The sequence below is a fragment of the Ornithinicoccus halotolerans genome (genome assembly GCF_009602535.1).
Classification (GTDB): domain Bacteria; phylum Actinomycetota; class Actinomycetes; order Actinomycetales; family Dermatophilaceae; genus Ornithinicoccus; species Ornithinicoccus halotolerans.
Genome location: NZ_WIQI01000045.1, coordinates 1 through 21749, shown reverse-complemented (window position 1 = coordinate 21749; position 21749 = coordinate 1). Strand labels below are relative to the sequence as shown.

Annotated in this window: 18 protein-coding genes and 1 pseudogene; 7 read left to right on the top strand and 12 right to left on the bottom strand. The window is 73.9% G+C overall.

The window, feature by feature from the left end:
• Nucleotides 1-529, bottom strand: a 529-nt coding sequence (locus GFJ45_RS09395; protein WP_153396496.1) for a hypothetical protein, incomplete at its 3' end; no start/stop codon positions are given.
• A complete protein-coding gene (locus GFJ45_RS09390) occupies nucleotides 526-1623 on the bottom strand; it encodes a molybdopterin-dependent oxidoreductase (RefSeq protein WP_153396494.1) in 1098 nt (365 codons plus the stop codon). The genes GFJ45_RS09395 and GFJ45_RS09390, both read right to left, overlap by 4 nt.
• A gap of 370 nt (nucleotides 1624-1993) precedes the next feature.
• Between GFJ45_RS09390 and GFJ45_RS09385 the strand changes: the two genes are divergently transcribed.
• The 5 genes from GFJ45_RS09385 (at nucleotide 1994) to GFJ45_RS09365 (ending at nucleotide 7479) form a co-directional block, all read left to right on the top strand.
• The gene (locus GFJ45_RS09385) at nucleotides 1994-2740 is read left to right on the top strand and encodes a FadR/GntR family transcriptional regulator (protein ID WP_153396492.1); all 747 of its coding nucleotides are present in this window, start codon (nucleotides 1994-1996) and stop codon (nucleotides 2738-2740) included.
• 68 nt (nucleotides 2741-2808) lie between these two features.
• Nucleotides 2809-4716, top strand: coding sequence for an IlvD/Edd family dehydratase (locus GFJ45_RS09380; protein WP_228386773.1), 1908 nt, complete (start codon nucleotides 2809-2811; stop codon nucleotides 4714-4716).
• Nucleotides 4713-5960 carry an MFS transporter gene (locus tag GFJ45_RS09375; protein ID WP_153396490.1) on the top strand — a complete coding sequence of 416 codons (1248 nt, stop codon included), beginning with the start codon at nucleotides 4713-4715 and terminating at the stop codon, nucleotides 5958-5960. Before GFJ45_RS09380 ends, GFJ45_RS09375 begins: the two co-directional genes overlap by 4 nt.
• A gap of 85 nt (nucleotides 5961-6045) precedes the next feature.
• Nucleotides 6046-6552 (top strand): DUF2243 domain-containing protein, encoded by a 507-nt coding sequence (locus GFJ45_RS09370; RefSeq protein WP_153396488.1) that lies wholly within the window; start codon nucleotides 6046-6048, stop codon nucleotides 6550-6552.
• Nucleotides 6553-6558: 6 nt separating this feature from the next.
• Nucleotides 6559-7479: a cytochrome c oxidase assembly protein gene (locus tag GFJ45_RS09365; protein WP_153396486.1), complete on the top strand. Its 921-nt coding sequence runs from the start codon at nucleotides 6559-6561 to the stop codon at nucleotides 7477-7479.
• Here the strand turns inward: GFJ45_RS09365 and GFJ45_RS09360 are convergent.
• The 8 genes from GFJ45_RS09360 to GFJ45_RS09325 form a co-directional block, all read right to left on the bottom strand.
• Entirely contained in the window at nucleotides 7361-7702 is a 342-nt protein-coding gene (locus GFJ45_RS09360) for a DUF3140 domain-containing protein (protein WP_153396484.1), read from the bottom strand. The two genes, GFJ45_RS09365 and GFJ45_RS09360, sit on opposite strands and share 119 nt — an antisense overlap.
• A gap of 158 nt (nucleotides 7703-7860) precedes the next feature.
• Nucleotides 7861-9954: a choline BCCT transporter BetT gene (gene betT, locus GFJ45_RS09355; RefSeq protein ID WP_153396482.1), complete on the bottom strand. Its 2094-nt coding sequence runs from the start codon at nucleotides 9952-9954 to the stop codon at nucleotides 7861-7863.
• Complete coding sequence (gene betA / locus GFJ45_RS09350) at nucleotides 9951-11768, bottom strand: choline dehydrogenase (RefSeq protein ID WP_153396479.1); 1818 nt, start codon at nucleotides 11766-11768, stop codon at nucleotides 9951-9953. The genes betT and betA overlap by 4 nt, the downstream gene beginning before the upstream one ends.
• Nucleotides 11769-11884: 116 nt before the next feature.
• On the bottom strand, nucleotides 11885-13372 hold the full coding sequence (locus GFJ45_RS09345; protein WP_153396477.1) for an aldehyde dehydrogenase family protein: 1488 nt from the start codon (nucleotides 13370-13372) through the stop codon (nucleotides 11885-11887).
• A gap of 176 nt (nucleotides 13373-13548) precedes the next feature.
• The gene (locus tag GFJ45_RS09340; protein ID WP_153396475.1) at nucleotides 13549-15996 is read right to left on the bottom strand and encodes a DNA gyrase/topoisomerase IV subunit A; all 2448 of its coding nucleotides are present in this window, start codon (nucleotides 15994-15996) and stop codon (nucleotides 13549-13551) included.
• Between the two features lie 178 nt (nucleotides 15997-16174).
• Nucleotides 16175-17368 carry an ABC transporter permease gene (locus tag GFJ45_RS09335; RefSeq protein ID WP_153396473.1) on the bottom strand — a complete coding sequence of 398 codons (1194 nt, stop codon included), beginning with the start codon at nucleotides 17366-17368 and terminating at the stop codon, nucleotides 16175-16177.
• A complete protein-coding gene (locus tag GFJ45_RS09330; RefSeq protein WP_153396471.1) occupies nucleotides 17365-18522 on the bottom strand; it encodes an ABC transporter permease in 1158 nt (385 codons plus the stop codon). The genes GFJ45_RS09335 and GFJ45_RS09330 overlap by 4 nt, the downstream gene beginning before the upstream one ends.
• Nucleotides 18523-18543: 21 nt before the next feature.
• Entirely contained in the window at nucleotides 18544-19527 is a 984-nt protein-coding gene (locus tag GFJ45_RS09325) for an ABC transporter ATP-binding protein (RefSeq protein ID WP_153396469.1), read from the bottom strand.
• A gap of 198 nt (nucleotides 19528-19725) precedes the next feature.
• On the opposite strand from GFJ45_RS09325, the gene GFJ45_RS09320 reads away from it, so the two are divergent.
• Nucleotides 19726-20046, top strand: a complete 321-nt coding sequence (locus GFJ45_RS09320) for a hypothetical protein (protein WP_153396467.1) — start codon at nucleotides 19726-19728, stop codon at nucleotides 20044-20046.
• Between the two features lie 83 nt (nucleotides 20047-20129).
• On the opposite strand, the gene GFJ45_RS09315 is transcribed toward GFJ45_RS09320, so the two are convergent.
• Together GFJ45_RS09315 and GFJ45_RS09310 are read right to left on the bottom strand one after the other, a co-directional pair.
• Nucleotides 20130-20453, bottom strand: coding sequence for a DMT family transporter (locus GFJ45_RS09315; protein ID WP_153396465.1), 324 nt, complete (start codon nucleotides 20451-20453; stop codon nucleotides 20130-20132).
• Nucleotides 20450-21088, bottom strand: coding sequence for a TetR/AcrR family transcriptional regulator (locus tag GFJ45_RS09310; protein ID WP_153396463.1), 639 nt, complete (start codon nucleotides 21086-21088; stop codon nucleotides 20450-20452). The genes GFJ45_RS09315 and GFJ45_RS09310 overlap by 4 nt, the downstream gene beginning before the upstream one ends.
• A 111-nt stretch (nucleotides 21089-21199) precedes the next feature.
• Here GFJ45_RS09310 and GFJ45_RS09305 point away from each other — a divergent pair.
• Nucleotides 21200-21749 (top strand): annotated as a pseudogene (locus tag GFJ45_RS09305) (hypothetical protein); the annotation flags it as partial.

The following is a 21749-nucleotide window of genomic DNA, read 5'->3' as shown; positions in this document are numbered from 1 at the left end:
GCGCGGCACCGTCGACGGCCAGCACGGCGTCGACGCGCTGGCCGGGCTCCCCGGGAGCCGGCCACAGCCGGGTGGCCTGGCCGGCGACGGGGTCGATCCGGTGCAGGCCGCTGGCGGTGCCCACCAGCAGCGTCCCGTCGGCGGCGGCGTGCAGGGCCTGCACGCCCTCGCCGGCAGCCGGCAGGTCCACCGGCCGGTACCCGTCCTCAGTGAGCTCGCCGAGCCCGTCCTCGGTCCCCACCCAGATCCGGCCGTCGCTGGTCGCCAGCGCCTGGACGGGGGCGGGGGTGGGGTGCTCGGCGCCGGCGAGCGGGTCGCTACCGGCAGCGCCGCCGTCCAGCACGGCCAGGCCGGAGCGGCCGCCGGCCACCACGGCCCCGCCGGTGTCGACCACCGCCAGCACCGGCTCGCCCGGCAGCGCGGCGGTGCTCCAGCGGCCGAGGTCACCGGGGGCCTCGACCCGGACCAGCAGCAGCACGGTGACTCCGGCGGCGGCGACGACGAGGAGGGTGGGCACCGGGCGGCTCACGCGGTCACCACCGTGAGGCTGTCGATCCACTTGACGCAGTACTCGCCGATGACGTCGGGGGCCATCACGCGGGCCGGGAACCCGTGCTCGGCGGTCAGGTCGACGCCGTCGACCTCCCAGGCCACCAGCGTGCGGCGGTCCCGGACGGTCGCCGGCTGCAGCGCGACCTCGTAGCCGGTGGTGCTGCGCACCACCACGCTCAGCAGTTCCTGCCCGGCGCCGGCACGGTCGAGCAGCTCCTGCATCGGCACCCCGCCCCAGGTGCGGGTGGCCGACCAGCCGAGCACGCAGTCCAGGCTGTAGCGGTGCCGCTCGACCGGTCCGGCACGCAGCTCCTCCAGACCCACCTCCAGCGGGGTGGCCACGTCGCCGGTGACCCGCATCCGCCAGCTGCCCGGGTCCGGCTGGTCGGGCCCGGCGGCGGTGAGGGTGACCGGGAAGTCGTTGGGGCCGGCGGCCTGCCGGCTCTCCAGCACGGTCCGGCCGCCGCGCAGCAGCGCCCAGCCACCGAGGGCGACGGCGCCCAGCGCGAGCACCCCGCGCCGGGAGGCGCTGGTGGCGGCCGGGCCCACGCCCGCCGCGGCGGTGCCCGGCTCGGCCCGGGCCATCACCTGCCTGGTGACCCGGTGGGACCGGCGCAGGTACCGGACCAGGTGGGCGGCCACCGGCACCGCGGTGAGCAGCGCCGACCAGGCGTGGACGGTCTTGAGCCAGCCGGCGTCCGGGACGTTGGCGACCATGAGCAGCCCACTGCCCAGCAGCAGGGCTAGGCCCAGCACCAGGGCGGCCCCGGTCAGCGCCTGGCCGGGGCCGAGCCCGCGCCGGCCCGGCTGCCGCAGCCGGCGCAGCCCGGAGCGTGCACCGGCCAGTCCCTTGGCGGCCGCCAGCGGGAGCACGACCAGCCCGGCATAGGTGTGCGCCGCCAGCAGCGGCATCCACAGCCCACCGCCCAGCTGCAGCTGGACGAACAGCACCAGCCCGGTCACCGCCAACCAGCCCAGGAACGGCAGCAGCAGCAGGCCCAACGGGTCGTTGAGCCAGCCGTGGCCGAGGGCGCGCCGGAACCCCGCGGCGGGCCGAGTGGCGCGGCTCATGGCGACGGTGCCTTCCGGTCGTGTGCTGGTGCTGGTGCTGGTGCTGGGTGGGGGGCGGGGGTCGTGGGGCGGGTGACCCGGCCGGTAGCGGCATGCTGCCCGCCGGGGTGTCTGAGGTCAAATGTCTCGCCGTGGCCATTCGGCAGCGACAAGGCCACCTTCGCATGTCGGCCCGGGGCACGCCTGTTCCGTGACCCTTTTGTGACCTCCATCCTGGCTTGCTGGCTGGCGCGGGGGGCCGTCGGCGGCAGCCGGGGCGTCGGACCATTGACGCACTCGGCGCGGACGCTAGAGTGCCTCCATCAGAGGTCAGACGAATAGTCGGCCATCGCGGGCGACAAGCCCCGCCGCACCGAGCCGGGAGGTGACCATGAGCGGGCGGACCGCACTGGCCGACACGGTGGTGGCCCGGCTGCTCGAGAGCATCCGGGAGGGCCGCTACCCGGTGGACGCGCGGCTGCCCCGCGAGAGCGAGCTGGCCGAGGACGCCCGGGTGAGCCGGCTCACGCTGCGCGAAGCGGTGCGGGTGCTGCGCGACAAGGGAGTGCTGCGGGTCGAGCAGGGCCGCGGCACCTTCGTGAACCCGCCCGAGCACTGGTCGGTGCTGGACCCCTCGCTGCTGCACGCCCGGCTGGACCGGCCTGGGGCACTGGCGCAGGCCGCGCGGCAGCTGACCGAGGCGCGGTCGTTGGTCGAGGTGGGTGGCGCGGGCCTGGCGGCCCAGCGGCGCAGCGCCGAGGACCTGGCGGCGCTGTGGGGGACCGTCGACCGGATGCGGCAGGCCCACGAAGGCGGTGACGTCGCCGGCTTCTCGGCCGCGGACGTGGCCTTCCACGACACGCTGGCCGCGGCCGCGGGCAACCCCTTCCTCACCGGGTTGCTGCAGCCGGTGCGGGCGCTGCTGGAGGAGGTCCGCGTGGCGACCTCCACGACCGCCGCGATGCGCGACCGCGCGATCGAGAAGCACACCGAGATCCTGCGTGCCGTCGTCGCCGGTGACGGCGAGGCGGCGCGGGCGCGGATGAGCGAGCACATGGCCGACACCCAGCAGGCCCTCGACCGGATCGAGGGCCTCGAGGACCCGGACCGGCTCGCCCCGGCCCCGGTCGCGGGGTAGCGGCGACGACCGACCAGCGACACGACCCGCCCGCCGGCCAGGCGGCGGCACGACACCGAGGAGGAGACGTGGACCAGCGCACCAGGGACGGCGGCTACGGCGGCGCACCCGAGGAGGACGACCCCCGCGGCGGGACCGGCCCGACCGACCCGGCCGCTGCGCAGGAGGCCGCCGGCGGCCGCGCCGGGCAGGGAACCCGCCGGCTGCGCAGCCAGGCGTGGTTCGCCAACCCGGACAACCCGGGCATGACCGCGCTCTACATCGAGCGGTACATGAACTGGGGGCTGACCCGGGACGAGCTGCAGTCGGGCAAGCCGATCATCGGCATCGCCCAGACCGGGTCGGACCTGGCGCCCTGCAACCGGCACCACCTGCAGCTGGCCGAGCGCACCCGGGAGGGCATCCGGGAGGCCGGCGGGATCGCCTTCGAGTTCCCGGTGCACCCGATCCAGGAGACGGGCAAGCGGCCCACGGCCTCGCTGGACCGCAACCTGGCCTACCTGGGGCTGGTCGAGGTCCTCTACGGGTACCCGATCGACGGCGTGGTGCTGACCGCGGGCTGCGACAAGACCACCCCGGCGCTGCTGATGGGCGCGGCCACCGTCAACATCCCCGCGATCGTGCTCTCCGGCGGCCCGATGCTCAACGGCTGGCACAACGGCGAGCGCACCGGCTCGGGGACCATCGTGTGGAAGGCCCGGGAGATGCTGGCCGCCGGTGAGATCGACGAGGCCGAGTTCGTGGAGCTGGTCGCCTCCAGCGCGCCCTCGCCGGGACACTGCAACACCATGGGCACCGCCTCGACGATGAACTCGCTGGCCGAGGCGCTGGGGATGAGCCTGCCCGGCCAGGCGGCCATCCCGGCCGTGCACCGGGACCGGGCGCGAGCCGCCTACCGGACCGGCCGGCGGATCGTGGAGATGGTGCACGAGGACCTCAAGCCCTCCGACATCATGACCCGGCAGGCGTTCGAGAACGCCATCCGCGTCAACTCCGGCATCGGCGGTTCCACCAACGCCCCCATCCACCTGGGCGCGGTCGCCCGCCACATGGGGGTGCCGCTGGAGGTCGCCGACTGGCAGGAGGTCGGCTTCGAGGTGCCGCTGATCGTAAACCTGCAGCCGGCGGGGGAGTACCTCGGCGAGGAGTACCACCGCGCCGGCGGGGTGCCCGCCGTCGTCAACGAGCTGATGCGGCACGGCCTGATCCACGAGGACGCGGTGACCGCCAACGGCCGCACCATCGGGGAGAACTGCCGGGAGGCGCGCTCCGCCGACCCGGAGGTGATCCGCGGCTTCGACAACGCGATGCTGCCCGACGCCGGGTTCGTGGTGCTCACCGGCAACCTCTTCGACAGCGCCATCATGAAGACCTCGGTCATCTCCGAGGACTTCCGCCGCCGCTACCTGTCCGACCCCGAGCACCCCAACTGCTTCGAGGGCAAGGCCGTCGTCTTCGAGGGGCCGGAGGACTACCACGAGCGTATCGAGGACCCCGCGCTCGGCATCGACGAGAACAGCGTGCTGTTCATCCGCGGCACCGGCCCGCTCGGCTACCCCGGCGGCGCCGAGGTGGTCAACATGCAGCCGCCCGCCGAGCTGATCAAGAAGGGCGTGCACCACCTGCCCTGCGTCGGCGACGGGCGTCAGTCCGGCACCTCCGGCAGCCCGTCCATCCTCAACGCCGCGCCCGAGGCGGCGGTCGGTGGGGGACTGGCGGTGCTGCGCACCGGGGACACGGTGCGCATCGACCTGGCCAACGGCCGGGCCGACGTGCTCATCAGCGACGAGGAGCTCAGCCACCGCATCCGGGACCTGGCCGAGGCCGGCGGCTTCCCGGTGCCGCCGTCGCAGACGCCGTGGCAGGAGATCCAGCGCGCCATCGTCGACCAGTTCTCCGAGGGCATGGTGCTCAAGCCGGCGGTCGCCTACCAGCGGGTGGCCCAGACGATGGGCATCCCGAGGGATAACCACTGAGCCCGCGGTACCTGCCCTGGCTGGTCGGCCTCGGGGCGTACCTGGTCGCGGTCACCGGCCGCACCTCGCTGGGCGCCTCCGGCGCCCAGGCGCTGGACCGGTTCGGCGTCGACGCCTCGGTGCTGTCCACCTTCGCGGTGGTGCAGCTGGCCGTGTACGCCGCGGGCCAGATCCCGGCCGGGCTGGTCCTCGACCGGGTCGGCAGCCGGGCGATGATCGCCGGCGGCGCAGCGATGATCACCGCCGGCCACGTGCTCATGGCCACCGCCGAGACGGTGCCGCTCGCGCTGGTGGCCAGGATCCTGGTGGGGCTTGGTGACGCTGCCACGCTGATCTCGGTGCTGCGGCTGCTGCCGCTGTGGTTCCCGTCGCCGCGGGTGCCGCTGATGACCCAGCTCACCGGCATCCTCGGTCAGCTCGGCCAGATCGTGTCGGCGGTGCCGTTCCTCGGGCTGATGCTGGTCGGGGGGTGGACGGCCGCCTACCTGGCGCTGGCCGGCACCGGGGTGCTCATGATCGTGCTGGCGCTGCTGACGCTGCGCGAGGAGGCGCCCACCAGTCCCTCCGAGCACGCCGAGGTGGGCGTCTGGGGCCAGCTGGCGGGGATCAGCCGCAGCCCCGGCGCCTGGCTGGGGTTCTCGACCCACATGGTGACCCTCGTGGCACCGAACACGGTCCTCATGCTGTGGGGGCTGCCGTTCCTGGTCGCCGGGCAGGGCTGGAGCGAGGCCGCCGCCGGCCGCCTGCTCAGCCTCATCGCCGTCTCCGGCGTGCTGCTGGGTGTCGGTATCGGGCTGTTCGTGGGCCGCTTCCAGCGGCAGCGGTCGAACCTGATCATCGGCGTGACCGCGGTGCAGGTGCTGGTCTGGCTGCTGGTGCTGGTCCCGGACACGCCGCGCCCCACCTGGGTGCTGGTCGCGCTGATGATCGCCTGCGGGCTGGGCTCGGCCGCCTGCGCCGTCGGCTTCGACTTCGCCCGGACCGGGGTGCCCCACGCCTGGCTGGGCACGACGAGTGGCCTGGTCAACGTGGGCGGCTACTCCGCCTCCGTGGTCGCGGTGCTGATGGTCGGGGTGGTGCTCGACCTGTCCGCGGGCGGCGGTGGCTACGGGCTGGACGACTTCCGGCTCGCCTTCGCGGTCACGCTCGCGCCGCTGGTCCTGATCGGGCTGGCGGGCGTGCTGTTCTCGCGGGCGCGCGCCCGCCGCCAGCTGCAGGAGCGCTCGGCCGCGCTGCGGAGCTGACCGGCGGCGCACCGGCACCAGCCGTGCCCGTGCGGTGCCGCCTCGGGCCGCCTACCGTGAGCAGCCCAGGGAAAGAGGAGGCGCCATGGTCACTCCCGCTGCCGAGGGCAGCCGCCCGGGATGGCCAGCAGCGGGCCGGCCGGTGGCCCGCGCCAGCGCGGTGGTCGGGGTGGGGATCATGGCCGCGGTCGACGAGATCGTCTTCCACCAGCTGCTCGGCTGGCACCACTTCTACGACAGGGACAGCACCGCCGTCGGGCTGGCCTCGGACGGGCTGCTGCACGCCGCCGAGCTGGTGCTGCTGGTCGCCGGCGGCTTCTGGCTGGCCGACCTGTGGCGCCGCGGGCTGGTCCGCCCGGTGCCCGCCTGGGGAGGCTTCCTCGCCGGTGCCGGCGGCTTCCAGCTGTTCGACGGGCTGGTCAACCACAAGGTGCTGCGGCTGCACCAGGTGCGCTACGACGTGGAGCTGCTGCCCTACGACCTGGCCTGGAACCTGACCGGGGCCGTGCTGCTGCTGGCCGGTCTGCTGCTGGTGCTGCGGGCGCGGCGGGGCCCGCCAGCGGACGGTGCGGCAGCGCGAGGCCCGCGGTGAGGCAGCGTGACGCACGGTGACGCGGGCGCCGCCGGGTGGCTCCTGCCGGCGCTGGTGGCCCTCCCTGCGGCGCTGTACCTGCTCGGGGTGACCCGGTGGCAGCACCGGCGCACCCGCGCCTGGAGCCGCTGGCGCACCGGCAGCTGGCTCCTCGGCCTGCTGCTGGTCGCCGCGGCGCTCGCCCCGCCGCTGGCCGCGGCCGGGCACGCCGACCCGCGGGCCCACATGGTCCAGCACCTGCTGCTGGGGATGTATGCGCCGCTGGCGCTGGTGCTGGCCGCGCCGGTCACGCTGCTGCTGGGCGGGGCCACGCCCGGTGGCAACCTCCGGCGTCGGGTGACGCGGCTGCTGCGGAGCCGGCCCGTGCACGTGCTCGGCCATCCGCTGGCGGCGGCCGCGCTCGTGACCGGCGGCCTGTGGCTGCTCTACACCACGCCGCTCTACGCGGCCACGCTGCAGCACCCGGCCGTGCACCACGGGGTGCACGCGCACTTCCTGGCCTCAGGGGCGCTGTTCGCCTGGGCGGTGGCCGGGCCGGACCCGGCACCTCGCCGGCCCGGCACGGCGGTGCGGGCCGCAGGACTGCTGCTGGCCGCGGCCGGGCACGCCGTGCTGGCCAAGCTGCTCTACGCGCGGGCCGGGGCGTGGCCGCCGGGGAGCGGGCAGGCTCCCCGCGACCTGCAGGAGGCCGCCCAGCTCATGTACTACGGGGGCGACGGCGCGGAGCTGGTGCTCGCGCTGGCGCTGTTCGCCGGCTGGTACCGGAGGGCCGGACGCCGGCTGCCCGCAGCCGGGTCGCCCTGGCGGGTCAGCTCCCCACCTCGCGCAGCGGGTCGTGTCCGATGGACATCAGCCGGCGCCGCCACTCCTCGTCACCGGCGGTGGGCTCCGGCTCCTGGCCGCGGGCAGTCCGGATCTCCCAGGTGACCGAGCGCATCACCTCGACGTCGCCGGTGGTCAGGTCGGTGCGCCGCTTCCGCAGGATGTCCAGCACCGCTTGCGACCGCTCGTCGCCGGCCTGGTCGGGCAGCGCCTCGGTCGCCTCCGCGGAGTCCTGCGTGGCCAGCCACGCCTGCAGCTCGGCCGAGCTCATGTTGACCAGCGAGTGGAACTCCTCCCAGAGCTCGTCCTCGACGGTGTTGTCTGCCATGTCGCCTCCTCACGGTCGGGTCCGTCGTGGTCCGGCTCCCACCACCCTGCCGCGAGAAGGCGCTGCTCGCAGCCCGGCCCGGTCCAGCGGGCGGCGCGGACAACTGCGGGCCGCCGAACAGGGGCGCTGGCGACGGCCGGAGCGAGGCACTCCGCTGCTCAGGAGGTCGGCTCGGCCTCGTTCAGCCGCAGGAACGCCAGGTGCTCCTCGTACCGGTCCAGGCAGTCGTGGATGAGCTGCAGCTCGCCGTAGCCCATCACGTCGTAGCCCTGGCCGCCGCCCTGCAGGTGGACCTGCAGCACGGCGTACGTGTCCCGGCCCCGGGCCATCCGGCCGCCGTAGGAGGGCACCGCCGCCTCCTCTAGCTCCACGCGGTAGATGAACGGGTGGGGATCGTCGTCGGTGGACAGGTGCACGTTGGTGCTGCTCACCTCGTCGCCGCCCTCGACACCGGCGGAGGCGTCGCGCACCACCTGCGCGGCGACGCCCCGCTCGGTGAGCTCGGCCGCGACCGACCGCAGCGCGGGCTCGACCACCTGCTCCAGGTGCTCCACGGCCTGCGGCACGGTGTAGAAGTTGGTCACCCGGCCCAGCCGCGCGCGCCAGTTCCGGTGCGAGCCGGCCTCGGCGCCGGCGGCGTCGGCCGCGGTGCTGCCGCCGCGGGCCGACAGCATCGTCGGCAGGCTCGACCGGCCGCTGTCGGCCCGATGGCCCTCGACACGCAGCGCCCGGTAGAGGCCGACCATGACCAGCACCATCACGAACGCGAACGGCAGCCCCATGATGATGGTGGCGAACTGCAGCGCCTCGATCCCGCCGACCAGCAGCATCGCCATGGTCAGCAGGCCGGTGACGACCGCCCAGGCGATGCGTAGCGGCGGGGCGGCGTCGTCGTGGACGGTCGGCAGCCGGGAGGACAGGTTCGCCATCACCAGCGCGCCGGAGTCGGCGGAGGTGACGTAGAACAGCAGCCCGACGAAGGTGGCCACGCCCGCGATGAACATCGCGCCCGGGTAGTCCAGCAGCAGCGTGTAGAAGCCCTGCTCGGGGGTGTTCATCGCCAGCTCGCCGAACGCCGCGTCGCCGCCGCGGATCCGGTCCAGGGCGCTGTTGCCGAAGATCGAGACCCACATCACGATGTAGCTGAACGGGATGATCATCGTGCCGGCGACGAACTGCCGGATGGTGCGGCCGCGGGAGATGCGGGCCAGGAACAGCCCGACGAAGGACGCCCAGGCGATCCACCAGGCCCAGAAGAACAGCGTCCAGCCCTGCATCCACTCGGTCGGCTGCTCGAAGGCGAACGTCTCCATCGTCAGCGCCGGGAAGGTGCGCACGAAGTCACCGACGTTCATGACGGCGGCGTTGATCAGGAACGTGGTCCGCCCGGTGACCAGCACCCACGCGGCCAGCCCGATGGCCAGCAGCACGTTGAGCTGGGACAGCAGCCGGATGCCGCGGTCGACACCCGTGGTGGCGGACACGGCGGCGATGACGACGGCCAGCACGATCAGCCCCACCTGGGCTGGTACGCCCTCGGGGATCCCGAACAGCAGGTTGAGCCCGAAGTTCAGCTGGACCACGCCGATACCCAGGCTGGTCGCCACCCCGAAGATGGTGCCCAGCACCGCCGCGGTGTCGACGCCGTGACCGAGGGGGCCCTCGAGCCGCCTGCCGAAGATCGGGTACAGGGCCGAGCGGACCGCCAGGGGCAGGTGGCGCCGGTAGGCGAAGTAGGCCAGCGCCATCCCCATCAGGGCGTACATGCCCCACCCGGTGATGCCGTAGTGGAACATCGTCCACACCGTCGCCTCCCGGGCGGCCTCGACCGTCTCGGGCTCACCGACCGGCGGGGCGAGGTACTGGGCGACCGGCTCGGCCACCGAGAAGAACATCAGGTCGGTGCCGATACCGGCGGCGAACAGCATCGCCGCCCACGAGAACGTGCTGAACGTCGGCTTGGAGTGGTCCGGGCCGAGCTTGACGTTGCCGTAGCGGCTCACCGCCAGGAACAGCACGAACACCAGCACGCCGGTGGCGAGGGCGATGTAGAACCAGCCGAACCAGTTGGAGGTCCAGCCGACGGCCTCGCCGATGACGGCGGAGGCCGACTCGGGGGCGACCAGCCCCCAGATCGCCATCGCCAGCACGCCGACGGCCGACGCCACAGCGACCGGCAGCTTCACCCCGGGCTGCACCGGCTCGGGATGCTGCGGCGGGTGCTGGCCGCGGGTCTCGGTCGAGGCGCTCATGCCGGGTGCCCCGTCCGGTCGGTCGGCACGTCGGTGCGCGCGCCCTGCCGCATGGCGGGGCCCGGGGCCGGGTTGGCCCGGGCGGCGCTGGGGACCTCCGTAGCGGTGTCCCAGGCCTCGTTGCGCGGGTCACCGGGCGGGTAGAGCGGCGCCCCGCTCCCGTGCCGGTACCAGGGCACGTCCGCCGGCGGCAGCGGCGTGTTGCCCGCGATCAGGTCGGCGGCCTTCTCGGCCACCATCATCACCGGGGCGTAGATGTTGCCGTTGGGGACGTAGGGGAACACCGAGGCGTCGACGACCCGGAGCCCCTCGACACCGTGGACCCGCATGGTGGCCGGGTCGACGACCGCGGTCTCGTCCGCGCTGGAGCCCATCTTGGCGGTGCAGGAGGGGTGGAGGGCGGTCTCGGCATCACGGGCGACCCAGTCCAGGATCTCCTCGTCGGTCTGCACGCCCGGGCCGGGGGAGAGCTCCCCGCCGCTGAACGCGGCGAAGGCCGGCTGCTCCAGGATGTTGCGGGCCGCCCGCACCATCTCGACCCACTCGCGCCGGTCGTTCTCGGTCGAGAGGTAGTTGAACCGGATCTCGGGCTTCTCGAACGGGTCGGTCGAGCGCACCTTCAGGGAGCCGCGCACGTCGGAGTACATCGGCCCGATGTGGACCTGGTAGCCGTGCTCGGCGGCCGGCCGGGAGCCGTCGTAGCGGATCGCGATCGGCAGGAAGTGGAACATCAGGTTCGGGTACTCGACGTCGTCGTTGCTGCGGATGAAGCCGCCGGCCTCGAAGTGGTTGGATGCCCCCACGCCGGCGCGGCGGAACAGCCACTCGGCGCCGATCCGTGGCTTGTGGCGGTGCTTCAGCCACGGGCCGATCGACACCGGCTGGGTGGCCTCGTGCTGGATGTAGACCTCCAGGTGGTCCTGCAGATTGGCACCGACGCCAGGCAGGTGCACCAGCGGGTCGATGCCCACCGACCGCAGCTGCTCGGCGTCACCGATGCCGGCCAGCTGCAGCAGCTGCGGGGAGTTGAACGCCCCGCCGCACAGGACCACCTCGCCGGCCGCCACGGACCGGTGGAGCCGGCCGGCGCGCACGTAGTCGACCCCGGTCACGCGGTTCCCCTGCCGGCGCAGGCCGGTGACGTGGGCGAGCGTCTCGATGTCCAGGTTGCGCCGGTGCCTGACCGGGTGCAGGTAGGCCCGCGACGCCGACAGCCGCCGGCCCCGATGCACGTTCCGGTCGAACGGGGCGAACCCCTCCTGCCGGTAGCCGTTGACGTCGTCGGTGCGCGGGTAGCCGGCCTGCTGGGTCGCCTCCAGGAACGCCCCGAACAGCGGGTTGGTGGCCGGGCCGCGCTCGAGCACCAGCGGCCCGGAGCCGCCGCGCCAGGCGTCGACGCCGGCCAGGCAGGTCTCCATCCGCTTGAAGTAGGGCAGGCAGTGCGCGTAGTCCCACTGCTCCATCCCGGCATCGGCGGCCCAGCGCTGGTAGTCCATCGGGTTGCCGCGCTGGAAGATCATGCCGTTGATGGAGCTGGACCCGCCGAGCACCTTCCCGCGGGCGTGGTAGACCCGCCGGCCGTGCATGTGCGGCTCCGGCTCGGACTCGTACTTCCAGTCGTAGAGGCGGCTGCCGATCGGGTACGGCAGCGCCGCCGGCATGTGGATGAACGGGTCCAGCTTCACGTCGGACCGGCCGGCCTCCAGCACCAGCACGCGGGTGCCGGGGTCCGCGCTGAGCCGGTTGGCCAGGGCCGACCCGGCCGAGCCTCCTCCCACGATCACGTAGTCGTAGCGCCGGTTCTCTCCGGGCATCGGGATCTCCTTGCGGTGGTGAGCGGACAGGGAGTCAGGGAGCCCGGCAGGAGCTGGGCGGTGCCGCGGCTGCGGGCCGGGCGGACGGGCGGGGTGGGGTAGCGGCGCGCCGCTCCTCAGCGGCGGAACCACCCCGCCGGCGCGGGTCGGGTGTTGTGCCAGATGTGCTTGCTCTCGCGGTACTCCTCCAGGCCGGCCAGGCCCAGCTCGCGGCCGATGCCGGACTGCTTGTAGCCGCCCCACTCGGCCTGCGGGACGTAGGGGTGGTAGTCGTTGATCCAGACGGTGCCGTGCCGCAGCCGGCGCGCCACCCGCTCGGCGCGGCCGGCGTTCTCGGTCCACACCGCGCTGGCCAGCCCGTAGATGGTGTCGTTGGCGACCGCGACCGCGGCGTCCTCGGCGGCGTCCCGGTCCTCGCCGGCGAAGGTCTCCACGGTCAGCACCGGACCGAACGACTCGTCCTGGATGCAGTCCATGTCGGCGCTGCAGTGGTCCAGCACGGTCGGCAGGTAGAAGAAGCCCTGGTCCAGCTCCGGGTCGTCCGGGCGGGCGCCGCCGATGCGCACCTCGGCGCCCTGCTCGACCGCCCGGGCCACGTAGGCCTCGACCTTCTCCCGGTGCTCGCCGCTGATCAGCGGGCCGGTCTCGGCGTCGGGGTCGAACGGGCCGCCCAGGGTGATGGCGCCGGCCCGGCGCACGATCTCGTCGACGACCTGGTCGCGCACCGAGTCCTCCACCACCAGCCGGGCGCCGGCCGAGCAGACCTGGCCGGAGTCGAGGAAGATCGCGGTGAGCGCGTTGTCGATCGCCGCCTCCAGGTCGGCGTCGGCGAAGATCACGTTGGGGTTCTTGCCGCCGAGCTCGAGGGCGATGCGCTTCACGGTGGGGGCGGCCGCGGCCATGATCCGCCGGCCGGTGACGACGCCGCCGGTGAAGGAGACCAGGTCGACGGCCGGGTGCTCGGTCAGCGAGGGCCCCACGGTGCCGCCGGCGCCCAGCACCAGGTTGGCCGTGCCGGCCGGCAGGCCGAGCTCGTGCAGCGTGCGCACCGTCCAGATGGTCGTCGAGGGCGTCAGCTCGCTGGGCTTGGCCACGAAGGTGTTGCCGGCCGCCAGCGCCGGCGCGATCTTCCACGACATCTGCAGCAGCGGGTAGTTCCACGGCGCGATCAGGCTGCATACGCCGACCGGCTCGTGCACCACCCGGCTGGAGACGTGCCCGAGCCCGGTGTCGATGACGCGGCCGGCGTCGCTGCCGGCGACGTCGGCGAAGTGGCGGAAGACGGCGATGATGTCGTCCATGTCGATCTCGGCCTCGACCTGGCGCTTGCCGGTGTCGAGCGACTCCAGCCGGGCGACCTCGGCCTTGTCGGCCTCCAGCTTGTCGGCGAACGCCCGCAGCAGCGCGGACCGCTCCTGCACCGGGGTAGCGGCCCACTCACCGGCGTCGAACGCGCGACGGGCCGCCAGCACCGCGTCCTCGGCGTCCTCGGCGGTGGCCTCGGCGACCGTGGCTACCTCGGTGCCGTCGGCGGGGCAGACGATGGTGCGGGTCCCACCGTCGGCGGCGTCCCGCCAGGTCCCGTCGATGAACAACTCGGGCATAGTGCTCCACCTCTCGCTCGGTCACGGCGGCGTCCGGGCGCTCGGCAGGCTCTATCGCGGGCCCGGGGGCCTGACATGCAGCACACCGTATCCCCGGCGCCCTGGCAAGCCGATGGCTCAGGTCACCGCGGCGAGGAGCTGACCCGCGCCTGCGCGCGCGGGCCGGCCCCGGCGCGTCAGCGGCCGCCGGCCACCCGGGCGATCGGCGCGGCAGCCGGAGTGCCGGAGCCGTCCCTGCGCCCGGTGGCGTCGGGCAGGTCGACCGGCACGCCGTTGGCGGAGGCCGCCAGTGCGGGCGCCGGGCCGGCCCAGGCCAGCACCAGGGCGTCCTCGCCGCGCAGGAACCGGTGGCAGCGTACCCCGCCGGTGCCGCGTCCCTTGGCGGGGTACTCGCCGAACGGGGTGACCTTGACGCTGCCTGCCTCGGTGCCCGGCAGCGCGCTCGCGGTACCGGCCACGGTCACCACCACGTTCTCGGCGGCGGGGTCAACGGTGTGGAAGGCGACCACCTGGGCCCCGGGCGCGAGCTTGATGCCGGCCACGCCGCTACCGGACCGGCCCTGCGGGCGCACCAGCGAGGCACTGAAGTGCAGCAGCTGGGCGTCGGAGCTGACCATGACCAGCTCCTCCTCGCCGGTGGTCAGCTCGACGGCACCGACCACCCGGTCGCCGTCCTTGAGCGAGATGACCTCGAAGCCGTCCCGGTTGGCGGGGTAGTCGGGGTTGACCCGCTTGACCACGCCCTGCCGGGTCGCCAGCGCCAGTCCCGGGCCCTCGCCGGTGAGCCGGCACAGCGCGAGCGGCTCCTCGCCGGCGGGCAGGTCGACGAACGCCGCCAGCGGTGCCCCGCCGGAGAGGGTGGGCTGGCCGTTGGTGGCCGGCAGCGTCGGCAGCTCCAGCGCCGAGACCCTCACCAGCCGCCCGGCGGAGGTGAGCAGGCCGACGTGGCCGCGGGCGGTGGTGGGCACCGCCGAGGTGACCACGTCGTGCTTGCGGCGCGCCCCGCCGCTACCCAGCGGGTCGCCGTTGGGGGTGCGGGCCAGCAGCCCGGTCGAGGACAGCAGCACCAGCGTCGGGTCGTCGGGCACCTCCAGCGGGGTGCTGGTAGCGGCCGGGGCGCCGGCGGACTCCAGCAGCACGGTCCGTCGCGGGGTGCCGTGCTCGCGGGCCACCTCGGCCAGCTCGTCGGAGACCAGCTCCCGGAGCAGCCGCTCGTCCTCCAGCAGCGCGGTGAGCCGTTCGATCTCCCGCTGCAGCTCGTCCCGCTCGGCCTCCAGCTCGATGCGGGAGAACTTGGTCAGCCGCCGCAGCTGCAGGTCCAGGATGTAGCCGGCCTGCACCTCGGTGAGGTCGAACACCTGCATCAGCCGGTCGCGGGCGGTCGCGGCGTCGTCGCTGCCGCGGATCAGCTGGATCACCTCGTCGATGTCCAGGATCGCGATGAGCAGCCCCTCGACCAGGTGCAGCCGGTCGCGCCTCCGGTCCAGCCGGTGCTGGGTGCGCCGCCGCACCACCTGGGTGCGGAAGTCGAGGTAGACCTGCAGCAGGCCCTTGAGCCCGAGCGTGCGCGGCTGGCCGTCGACGAGGGCGACGTTGTTGATGCCGAAGCTCTCCTCCATCGGGGTGAGCTTGTACAGCTTCTCCAGCACCGCCTCGGGGTTGAACCCGTTCTTGATCTCGATGACCAGGTGCAGCCCCTTGCTGCGGTCGGTGAGGTCGTTGATGTCGGAGATGCCCTGCAGCTTCTTGGACTGCACCAGCTGCTTGACCTTCTCGATGACCTTCTCCGGCCCCACCAGGTAGGGCAGCTCAGTCACCACGATGCCCTTCTTGCGGGGGGTGACGTTCTCGACCCGGGCGGTGGCGCGGGTGCGGAACGAGCCGCGCCCGGTCTCGTAGGCGTCCCGGATCCCGTCCAGCCCGACGATCCTGCCGCCCAACGGCAGGTCCGGCCCGGGCACGAACCGCATCAGGTCATCCAGCGTCGCCTCGGGGTGCGCGATCAGGTGCCGCGCGGCGCCGATGACCTCGGTGAGGTTGTGCGGCGGCATGTTGGTCGCCATCCCCACCGCGATCCCGGAGGCGCCGTTGACCAGCAGGTTCGGGAAGGCGGCGGGGAGCACGTCCGGCTGGAACAGCTGGTCGTCGTAGTTGGGGACGTAGTCGACGGTGTCCTCGGCCAGCGAGGTGGTCATCAGCAGCGCCGCCGGGGCCGGCCGGGCCTCGGTGTAGCGGCTCGCCGCCGGCCCGTCGTCGAGGGAGCCGAAGTTGCCGTGCCCGTCCACCAGCGGCAGTCGCATCGTGAACGGCTGCGCCATCCGCACCAGCGCGTCGTAGATCGCGCCGTCACCGTGCGGGTGGTACTTACCCATCACCTCGCCGACGACCCGGGAGGACTTCACGTGCGGGCGGTCGGGCCGCAGCCCCAGCTCGTTCATCCCGTAGAGGATCCGGCGCTGGACCGGCTTCAGCCCGTCGCGGGCGTCCGGCAGCGCCCGGGAGTAGATGACCGAGTAGGCGTACTCGAGGAAGGCTCCCTGCATCTCCTCCTGGACGTCGACGTCGATGATCTTCTCCTCGACGTCGAACAGGTCCGGACCGGACGTGCGGGTGCGGCGGGCCATGCGGGTGCTCTCCTCCAGGGGTGCGGGATCGCCTGTGATCGTATGCGCTTCCCCGCTCCGGGCCGTGCTGGCTCGCCGGACACCCCGGCGCGCGGGACCGGTGCGGCGGTCAGCGCCGGGTGGGCCAGCCGGGCGACTGCGGACTTCCGCACCGGGGAGCGGCCGTCCGGGCTGCGGCTCACATGGCCCGGGACAGGCTCCTGCGCAGCGCCCAGGACCCGACCGCGAGCAGCAGCACGGCCATCGCGGCGAGCACGCCGAGCTGCGGCAGCACGTCCAGCAGCCCGCCGTCGTGGCGCTGGATCTCGGCGAACGCCTGGTAGCCCCAGGCGTGCGGGGTGAGGTTGGCGATGCTGCGCATCGTCTCGGGGAACAGCTCCAGCGGCATCATGGAGCCACCCATCGCGGCCAGCACCAGGCCCGCGCCGACGCCGACGCCCACGGCCGTGCCCTCGTGGTCGATCAGCGAGCCCATCAGCATCGCCGCGCCGGCCGCGACCAGGGCGAAGACGGCCAGCACCAGCAGCGTCAGCCACGGCGAGCCCCAGTCGACGTCGAAGATCAGCGCCGTGGCCAGCACGATGTAGCCGCCCTGGAACATCCCGATCGCGAACCGGCCCAGCACCTGGCCGAGCAGGACCTGCCCGGCCGTGACCGGCGCGGCCACCGTGCGGGTGATCACGCCGAGCCGGCGGGCGTCGATGAGGGTGGAGGAGCCGGCGAGGGTGGCCAGGAACGTGAACAGCAGCAGCTGCCCGGAGGCGCCGAGGTCGAAGCGGCCCAGCCCGGCGAACTGCTCCCCGAGCTCGTCGTCGGTGGCCACCTGCAGGGTGGGCGTGGCGACCTCCGCCTCGGCCTGCGCGAGCGCCTCCCGGGCCACCGTCGGGTCCAGCCCCCGCTCGACCAGCGCCTGCAGCTGGCCCTGCCGCACCTGCAGCGTGCTGACCGCGGCACGCACCCGCTCCTGCACCGCCAGCGACCCGCTCTGCGAGGCGGCCACCATCGACACCTCGACGGCTCGGCCCGCCTCGTAGCTGCTCGCGTCGTCGGCGTCCAGCAGCACGGCCACGCCGGTGCGTCCCCGGGCCGCCCGTTCCAGTGCCTGGTCGGTGCTGGCGTGCTCGACGGTGACGTCCTGCTCGGCGAGCTCGGCCTCCAGCTGGGTGACCAGCTGGCTGCCTTCGACGCCGTCGTCGGTGCCCAGCGTCACCCGGCCGCCGTCGGAGCCGCCGCCGAACTGCAGCCCCAGCACCAGGACCAGCATCAGCGGGAAGATGAAGACGAAGAAGATGTTGGACCGGTCGCGCAGGAACCGCCGCAGCTCCACCGCGGCCACCGCCAGCACCGGTTGCCCCCCACGGAGCGCGCTCATACCGTCTCCTCCCGGTCGGGCACCAGCCGGGCGACCAGCACCATCACCACCGCGAACCCGGCCAGCACCAGCAGCGGCGCGCCGAGGTCGGCCACGCCGCCGCCCCCGGCGGTGATGCCCAGCCCGCGGGTGAACGCGGCGACCGGGTTCAGGTCCATCAGCTGGCCCAGCAGCCCGGGTCCGCTGACGGGGAAGAAGGCGCCGCCGCTGATGCCCAGCACCAGCGCGAGGATCGAGGAGGCGATGCCGGCCTGCTCCTCGCTGCGGGCGACCCGGGCGACGACCAGCATCAGCGACGTGGTGGCCACCACCGCCGCGACGATCACGGCCGCCACCGCGACCGGGGAGCCGAAGTCGACCCCGAACAGCAGGCTCCCGGCCGTCAGCAGCACGGTGGTCGCCACGATGCCCAGCACCAGGCTCACCATGGCCTTGGCCAGCACGATGAGCGCCGGGTTCATCGGCATCGACCGCAGCCGCGCCATGGTGCCCTGCTTTCGCTCGGCCACCAGGCCCAGCACCCCGAAGCTCACCGTGAACAGCAGGAACAGCCCGGCCTGGCCAGCCACCATCGACGCCGACGGGCCGAGCTGCTCGTCGGCGGCCTCACCCGCGACCAGGGTGTGCTGCGGGCCGCCGGTCGCGGCCTCCTCGGCGACCGCGGCCAGCTCGCCGGGGGAGAGGCCGGCCTGGGCGCCGGCGGTCGCGGCGACCGTCCCCGCGGCGAACCGCTCGAGGCTGGCGTGCACGACCGCCATCACGACCTGCCCGCCGATGCCGGCGTCCTCTCCCTCGATCGCCTCCACCGAGACCGGCTCGCCGGCGCGCACCGCGGCGCCGAACCCCTCGGGCACGACCAGGCCCAGGTCCACCTCGCCGGACTCGACCGCCTCGGGCACCGCCTCCGCCTCGGCCGTCTCCACCGTCACCGGCACCGCCGCCGACTCCTCGAGGCCGCGCAGCGTGTCGACCAGCACGGCGGCGAGCGGGTCGCCCTCCGGTGCGGCCGCCGCTACCGTGACCGGCCCCGGGGTGGGCTGCTCGAGGTCGGCGAAGACGAAGTTGAAGACCGTCATCAGCGCCAGCGGCACGACGATCGCGAAGACCAGGACCGAGCGGTCCCGGACCCGCTGGCGCAGGTCCGTCCAGGTCATCGTGAGAAGGGCGCCCACCGGTCAGTCCCGCAGCGCGCGGCCGGTCAGGTGCAGGAAGACCGACTCCAGGTCGGGCCGGGAGACCTCCACGTCCCGCAGCGTCATGCCCGCGCCGGTCGCGGTGGTGACGATGGCCGCGATCGCGGTGGGGGCGTCGCGCACGGTCAGCGACAGCCCCTGCCGGTCGGCGTCCACCTGCTGCACGGCCGGCAGCTCCCGCAGGGCCGCGGCCGTCGTCGTCAGGTCGCCCTCGCCGCTGACCCGGACGTGGTCCACGCCGCCGGTGAGCCGCACCAGCTCGTCACGGGTGCCCTCGGCCTGCAGCGTGCCGCCGTCGATGATGCCGACGCGGTCGCAGAGCCGCTCGGCCTCCTCCATGTAGTGCGTGGTGTAGAGCACCGACATGCCCTCGCCGGAGAGCGCCGCGACCGACTCCAGGATCGCGTGCCGCGACTGCGGGTCCACCCCGACGGTGGGCTCGTCCAGCACCAGCAGCAGCGGCTGGTGCAGCAGCCCGATGCCGATGTTGAGGCGGCGCTTCATCCCGCCGGAGAACTCCTTGGTGGCGTCGTTGGCGCGGTCGGCCAGCCCGATCAGCTCCAGCACCTCGTCGACCCGCCGGCGCAGCTGGTCCCCGCGCAGCCGCTGCAGCCGGCCGAAGTAGCGCAGGTTCTCCCGCGCCGTCAGGTCGGGGTAGATCGCCAGCTCCTGCGGCACCAGCCCCAGGTGCCGTCGCGCGGCCGGGTGCCGTGGCCCCATCGGTTCTCCCGCCAGCGTCACGGTGCCGGCGTCGGCCGGGAGCAGGCCGGCGACCATGGAGATGGTGGTGGTCTTGCCGGCGCCGTTCGGCCCCAGCAGACCGTAGGTCTCGCCGGGGGCGATGGTGAACGACACGTCGCCCACCGCCGTCAGGTCCCCGTAGCGGCGGACCAGTCCCTCCACGCGGAGCACCGGCTCGGTCGCCCCCTCGGGCGCGCGCGCCGGTGCCGATGCCGTCTCGGCCATGGTGTCCCTTCCCGCCGGCGGACCCCTCGCCGGCAGGGCTAGTCAAGCACAGCGGGGGCGCGAGCCGCCACGAAGTTCGGCGCCATACGCACCTGTGCGTATGGCCGGCCGAGCGCCACCGGTCCTACGGTCGCAGTGGCGGACCGGGCGAGACCTGCCCGCCGTCGAGGAGAACCACCACCACCTGGAGGGAATGCCATGAACACCACCGGTAGGCGGCTGCTGGCCGCGTCCTGCCTCGCCGGGCTCGCCGTGGTCGGCGCCGCCGGCACGGCCATGGCCGACCACACCCACGTGCTGCTGCTGGGGAACGGCCAGTGCGCCGTGCTCTCCCAGCACGGCGGCGAGAAGTACGTGCAGCTGCCGCACGCGGACGAGTTCGCCGCGAACCGGCAGCACCCGCTGCACGTCAACGTCCACCTGGGGGAGCCGGGGCAGCGCCCCGACGGTCGGCACGTGATCTTCGTCAAGGGCTCGGCCGACGACCTGGCCAACTGCGATGGGTACGTGAACGACTGAGCGTCGGCAGACCCGGCTCGCTCGAGGAGGGAGTCAACGGCCCTGTGCCCGCGGCCCACGACGCGGGGGTCTTCCGCGGCTGGTCAGTGGGCTCCGCTGAGGTTGAGCACCACCACGCCGGCGACCACCAGGACCAGGCCCACGACCTTGGTCGCCGAGAGCGGCTCGCCGAGCACGGCGACGCCGATCGCGGCGATCAGGGCGGTGCCGATGCCGGCCCACAGCGCGTAGGCCACGCCCACCTGCAGCCCCCGTTGCAGCGCCAGCGCCAGGGTGTAGAACGCCACCAGGTAGGCGCCCAGGCACCCCAGCGTCGGCAGCGGCCGGGTGAACCCCTCGGTGGCACGCAGCAGGCTGGTGCCGGCCACCTCGGCCACGATCGCGATACCCAGCAGCAGAAACGTCACGATGACCCTCCAGTGTGGTCGGCGGCCGGCGTCGCGGCCGGCCCGTAGGTGAGCCCCGCCACGCCCGCGCCCAGCGACGCGGAGGTGACGTCGCCGAGGATGAGGCGTTGCAGGATGAACCCCGGGAACAGCGCGAGCATGGCCTGGGCCATCTGGTGCGGGTCGCCCCCGGGGTCGACCAGGCCCGCGCGCTGCTGGAGGCGGATGATCTCGAGGCAGCGCTCCCGCAGCTGCCCGACCTTGGCCGCGACCACGGTGTGGACCTGCTCGTCGCGCACCGCCTCCGCCCAGGCGGCGACCGCCACCCGGGTGATGTCGACCCCGTGGTCGGCGGCCTGCGCCTCGATCGAGGCGGCGACCCGCTCGACCACCTCGGCGGGGGAGGGCACCGCCTCCTGGCCCGCCGCCCGCGCGAACACGCCACCCACCATCCCGACCGCCCGGTCGGCGATCGCCGAGATCAGCTCCTCCTTGCTGCGGAAGTAGCCGTAGACCGCGCCGGCGGACAGCCCGGAGGCCGAGACGACGTGCGCCATCGTCGTCTTGTGGAAGCCCTCCCGGGCCACGCAGTCCATGGCGGCGACGAGGATCTGCTCCCGCCGGGCGGCCCGGTGCTCAGCAGTGACGCGAGGCATGCGCGCACCCTACCAAGCATAAAAACGAATGATCGTTCTTGACAGGCGTGACGCCAGGCGGCCATGCTCGTGCATAACGAACGATCACTCGTTTTAGAACGGAGCAGACTCATGACGACGACCACCCCCGCCGCCGGCCGGCGCGGCGACCACGAGCACGACGGCGACCACGAGCACGACCACGAGCACGACCTCGAGACCGGCCGGGACCGTGCCGCCCGCCCGGACGACGACGACGAGGCCGACCGGGCCAGCTCTGCCCGGCCGGAGGGCGGCCGCAGCAGCACCGACCAGCGTGGCGGTGCCGGACGACGGCACGGGCCGGTCCCGGCGTGGGCGCGGCTGCTCGGGCCGGTCCTGGGGGTGACTGCGCTGGTCGCCCTCGTGGTCTCGGCGTTCGCGTGGCCGCTGACCCAGGCCGGGCCGCGGGAGCTCCCGCTGGCGGTAGCGGCCCCGGCGCCGGTTTCGACCCAGCTGCAGGACCAGCTGGCGCAGCAGGCCGGTGCGGACGCCTTCGAGGTGACGCCGGTCGCCGACCGCGCCGCGGCCGAGCGGCTGGTGCTGGAGCGGGAGGCCGCTGGCGCGCTCGTCGTCTCACCGGGGCAGCCGGCCGAGGTGATCGTCGCCTCCGGCGGTGTGGTGGGGCGTGCCGGTGCTCGTG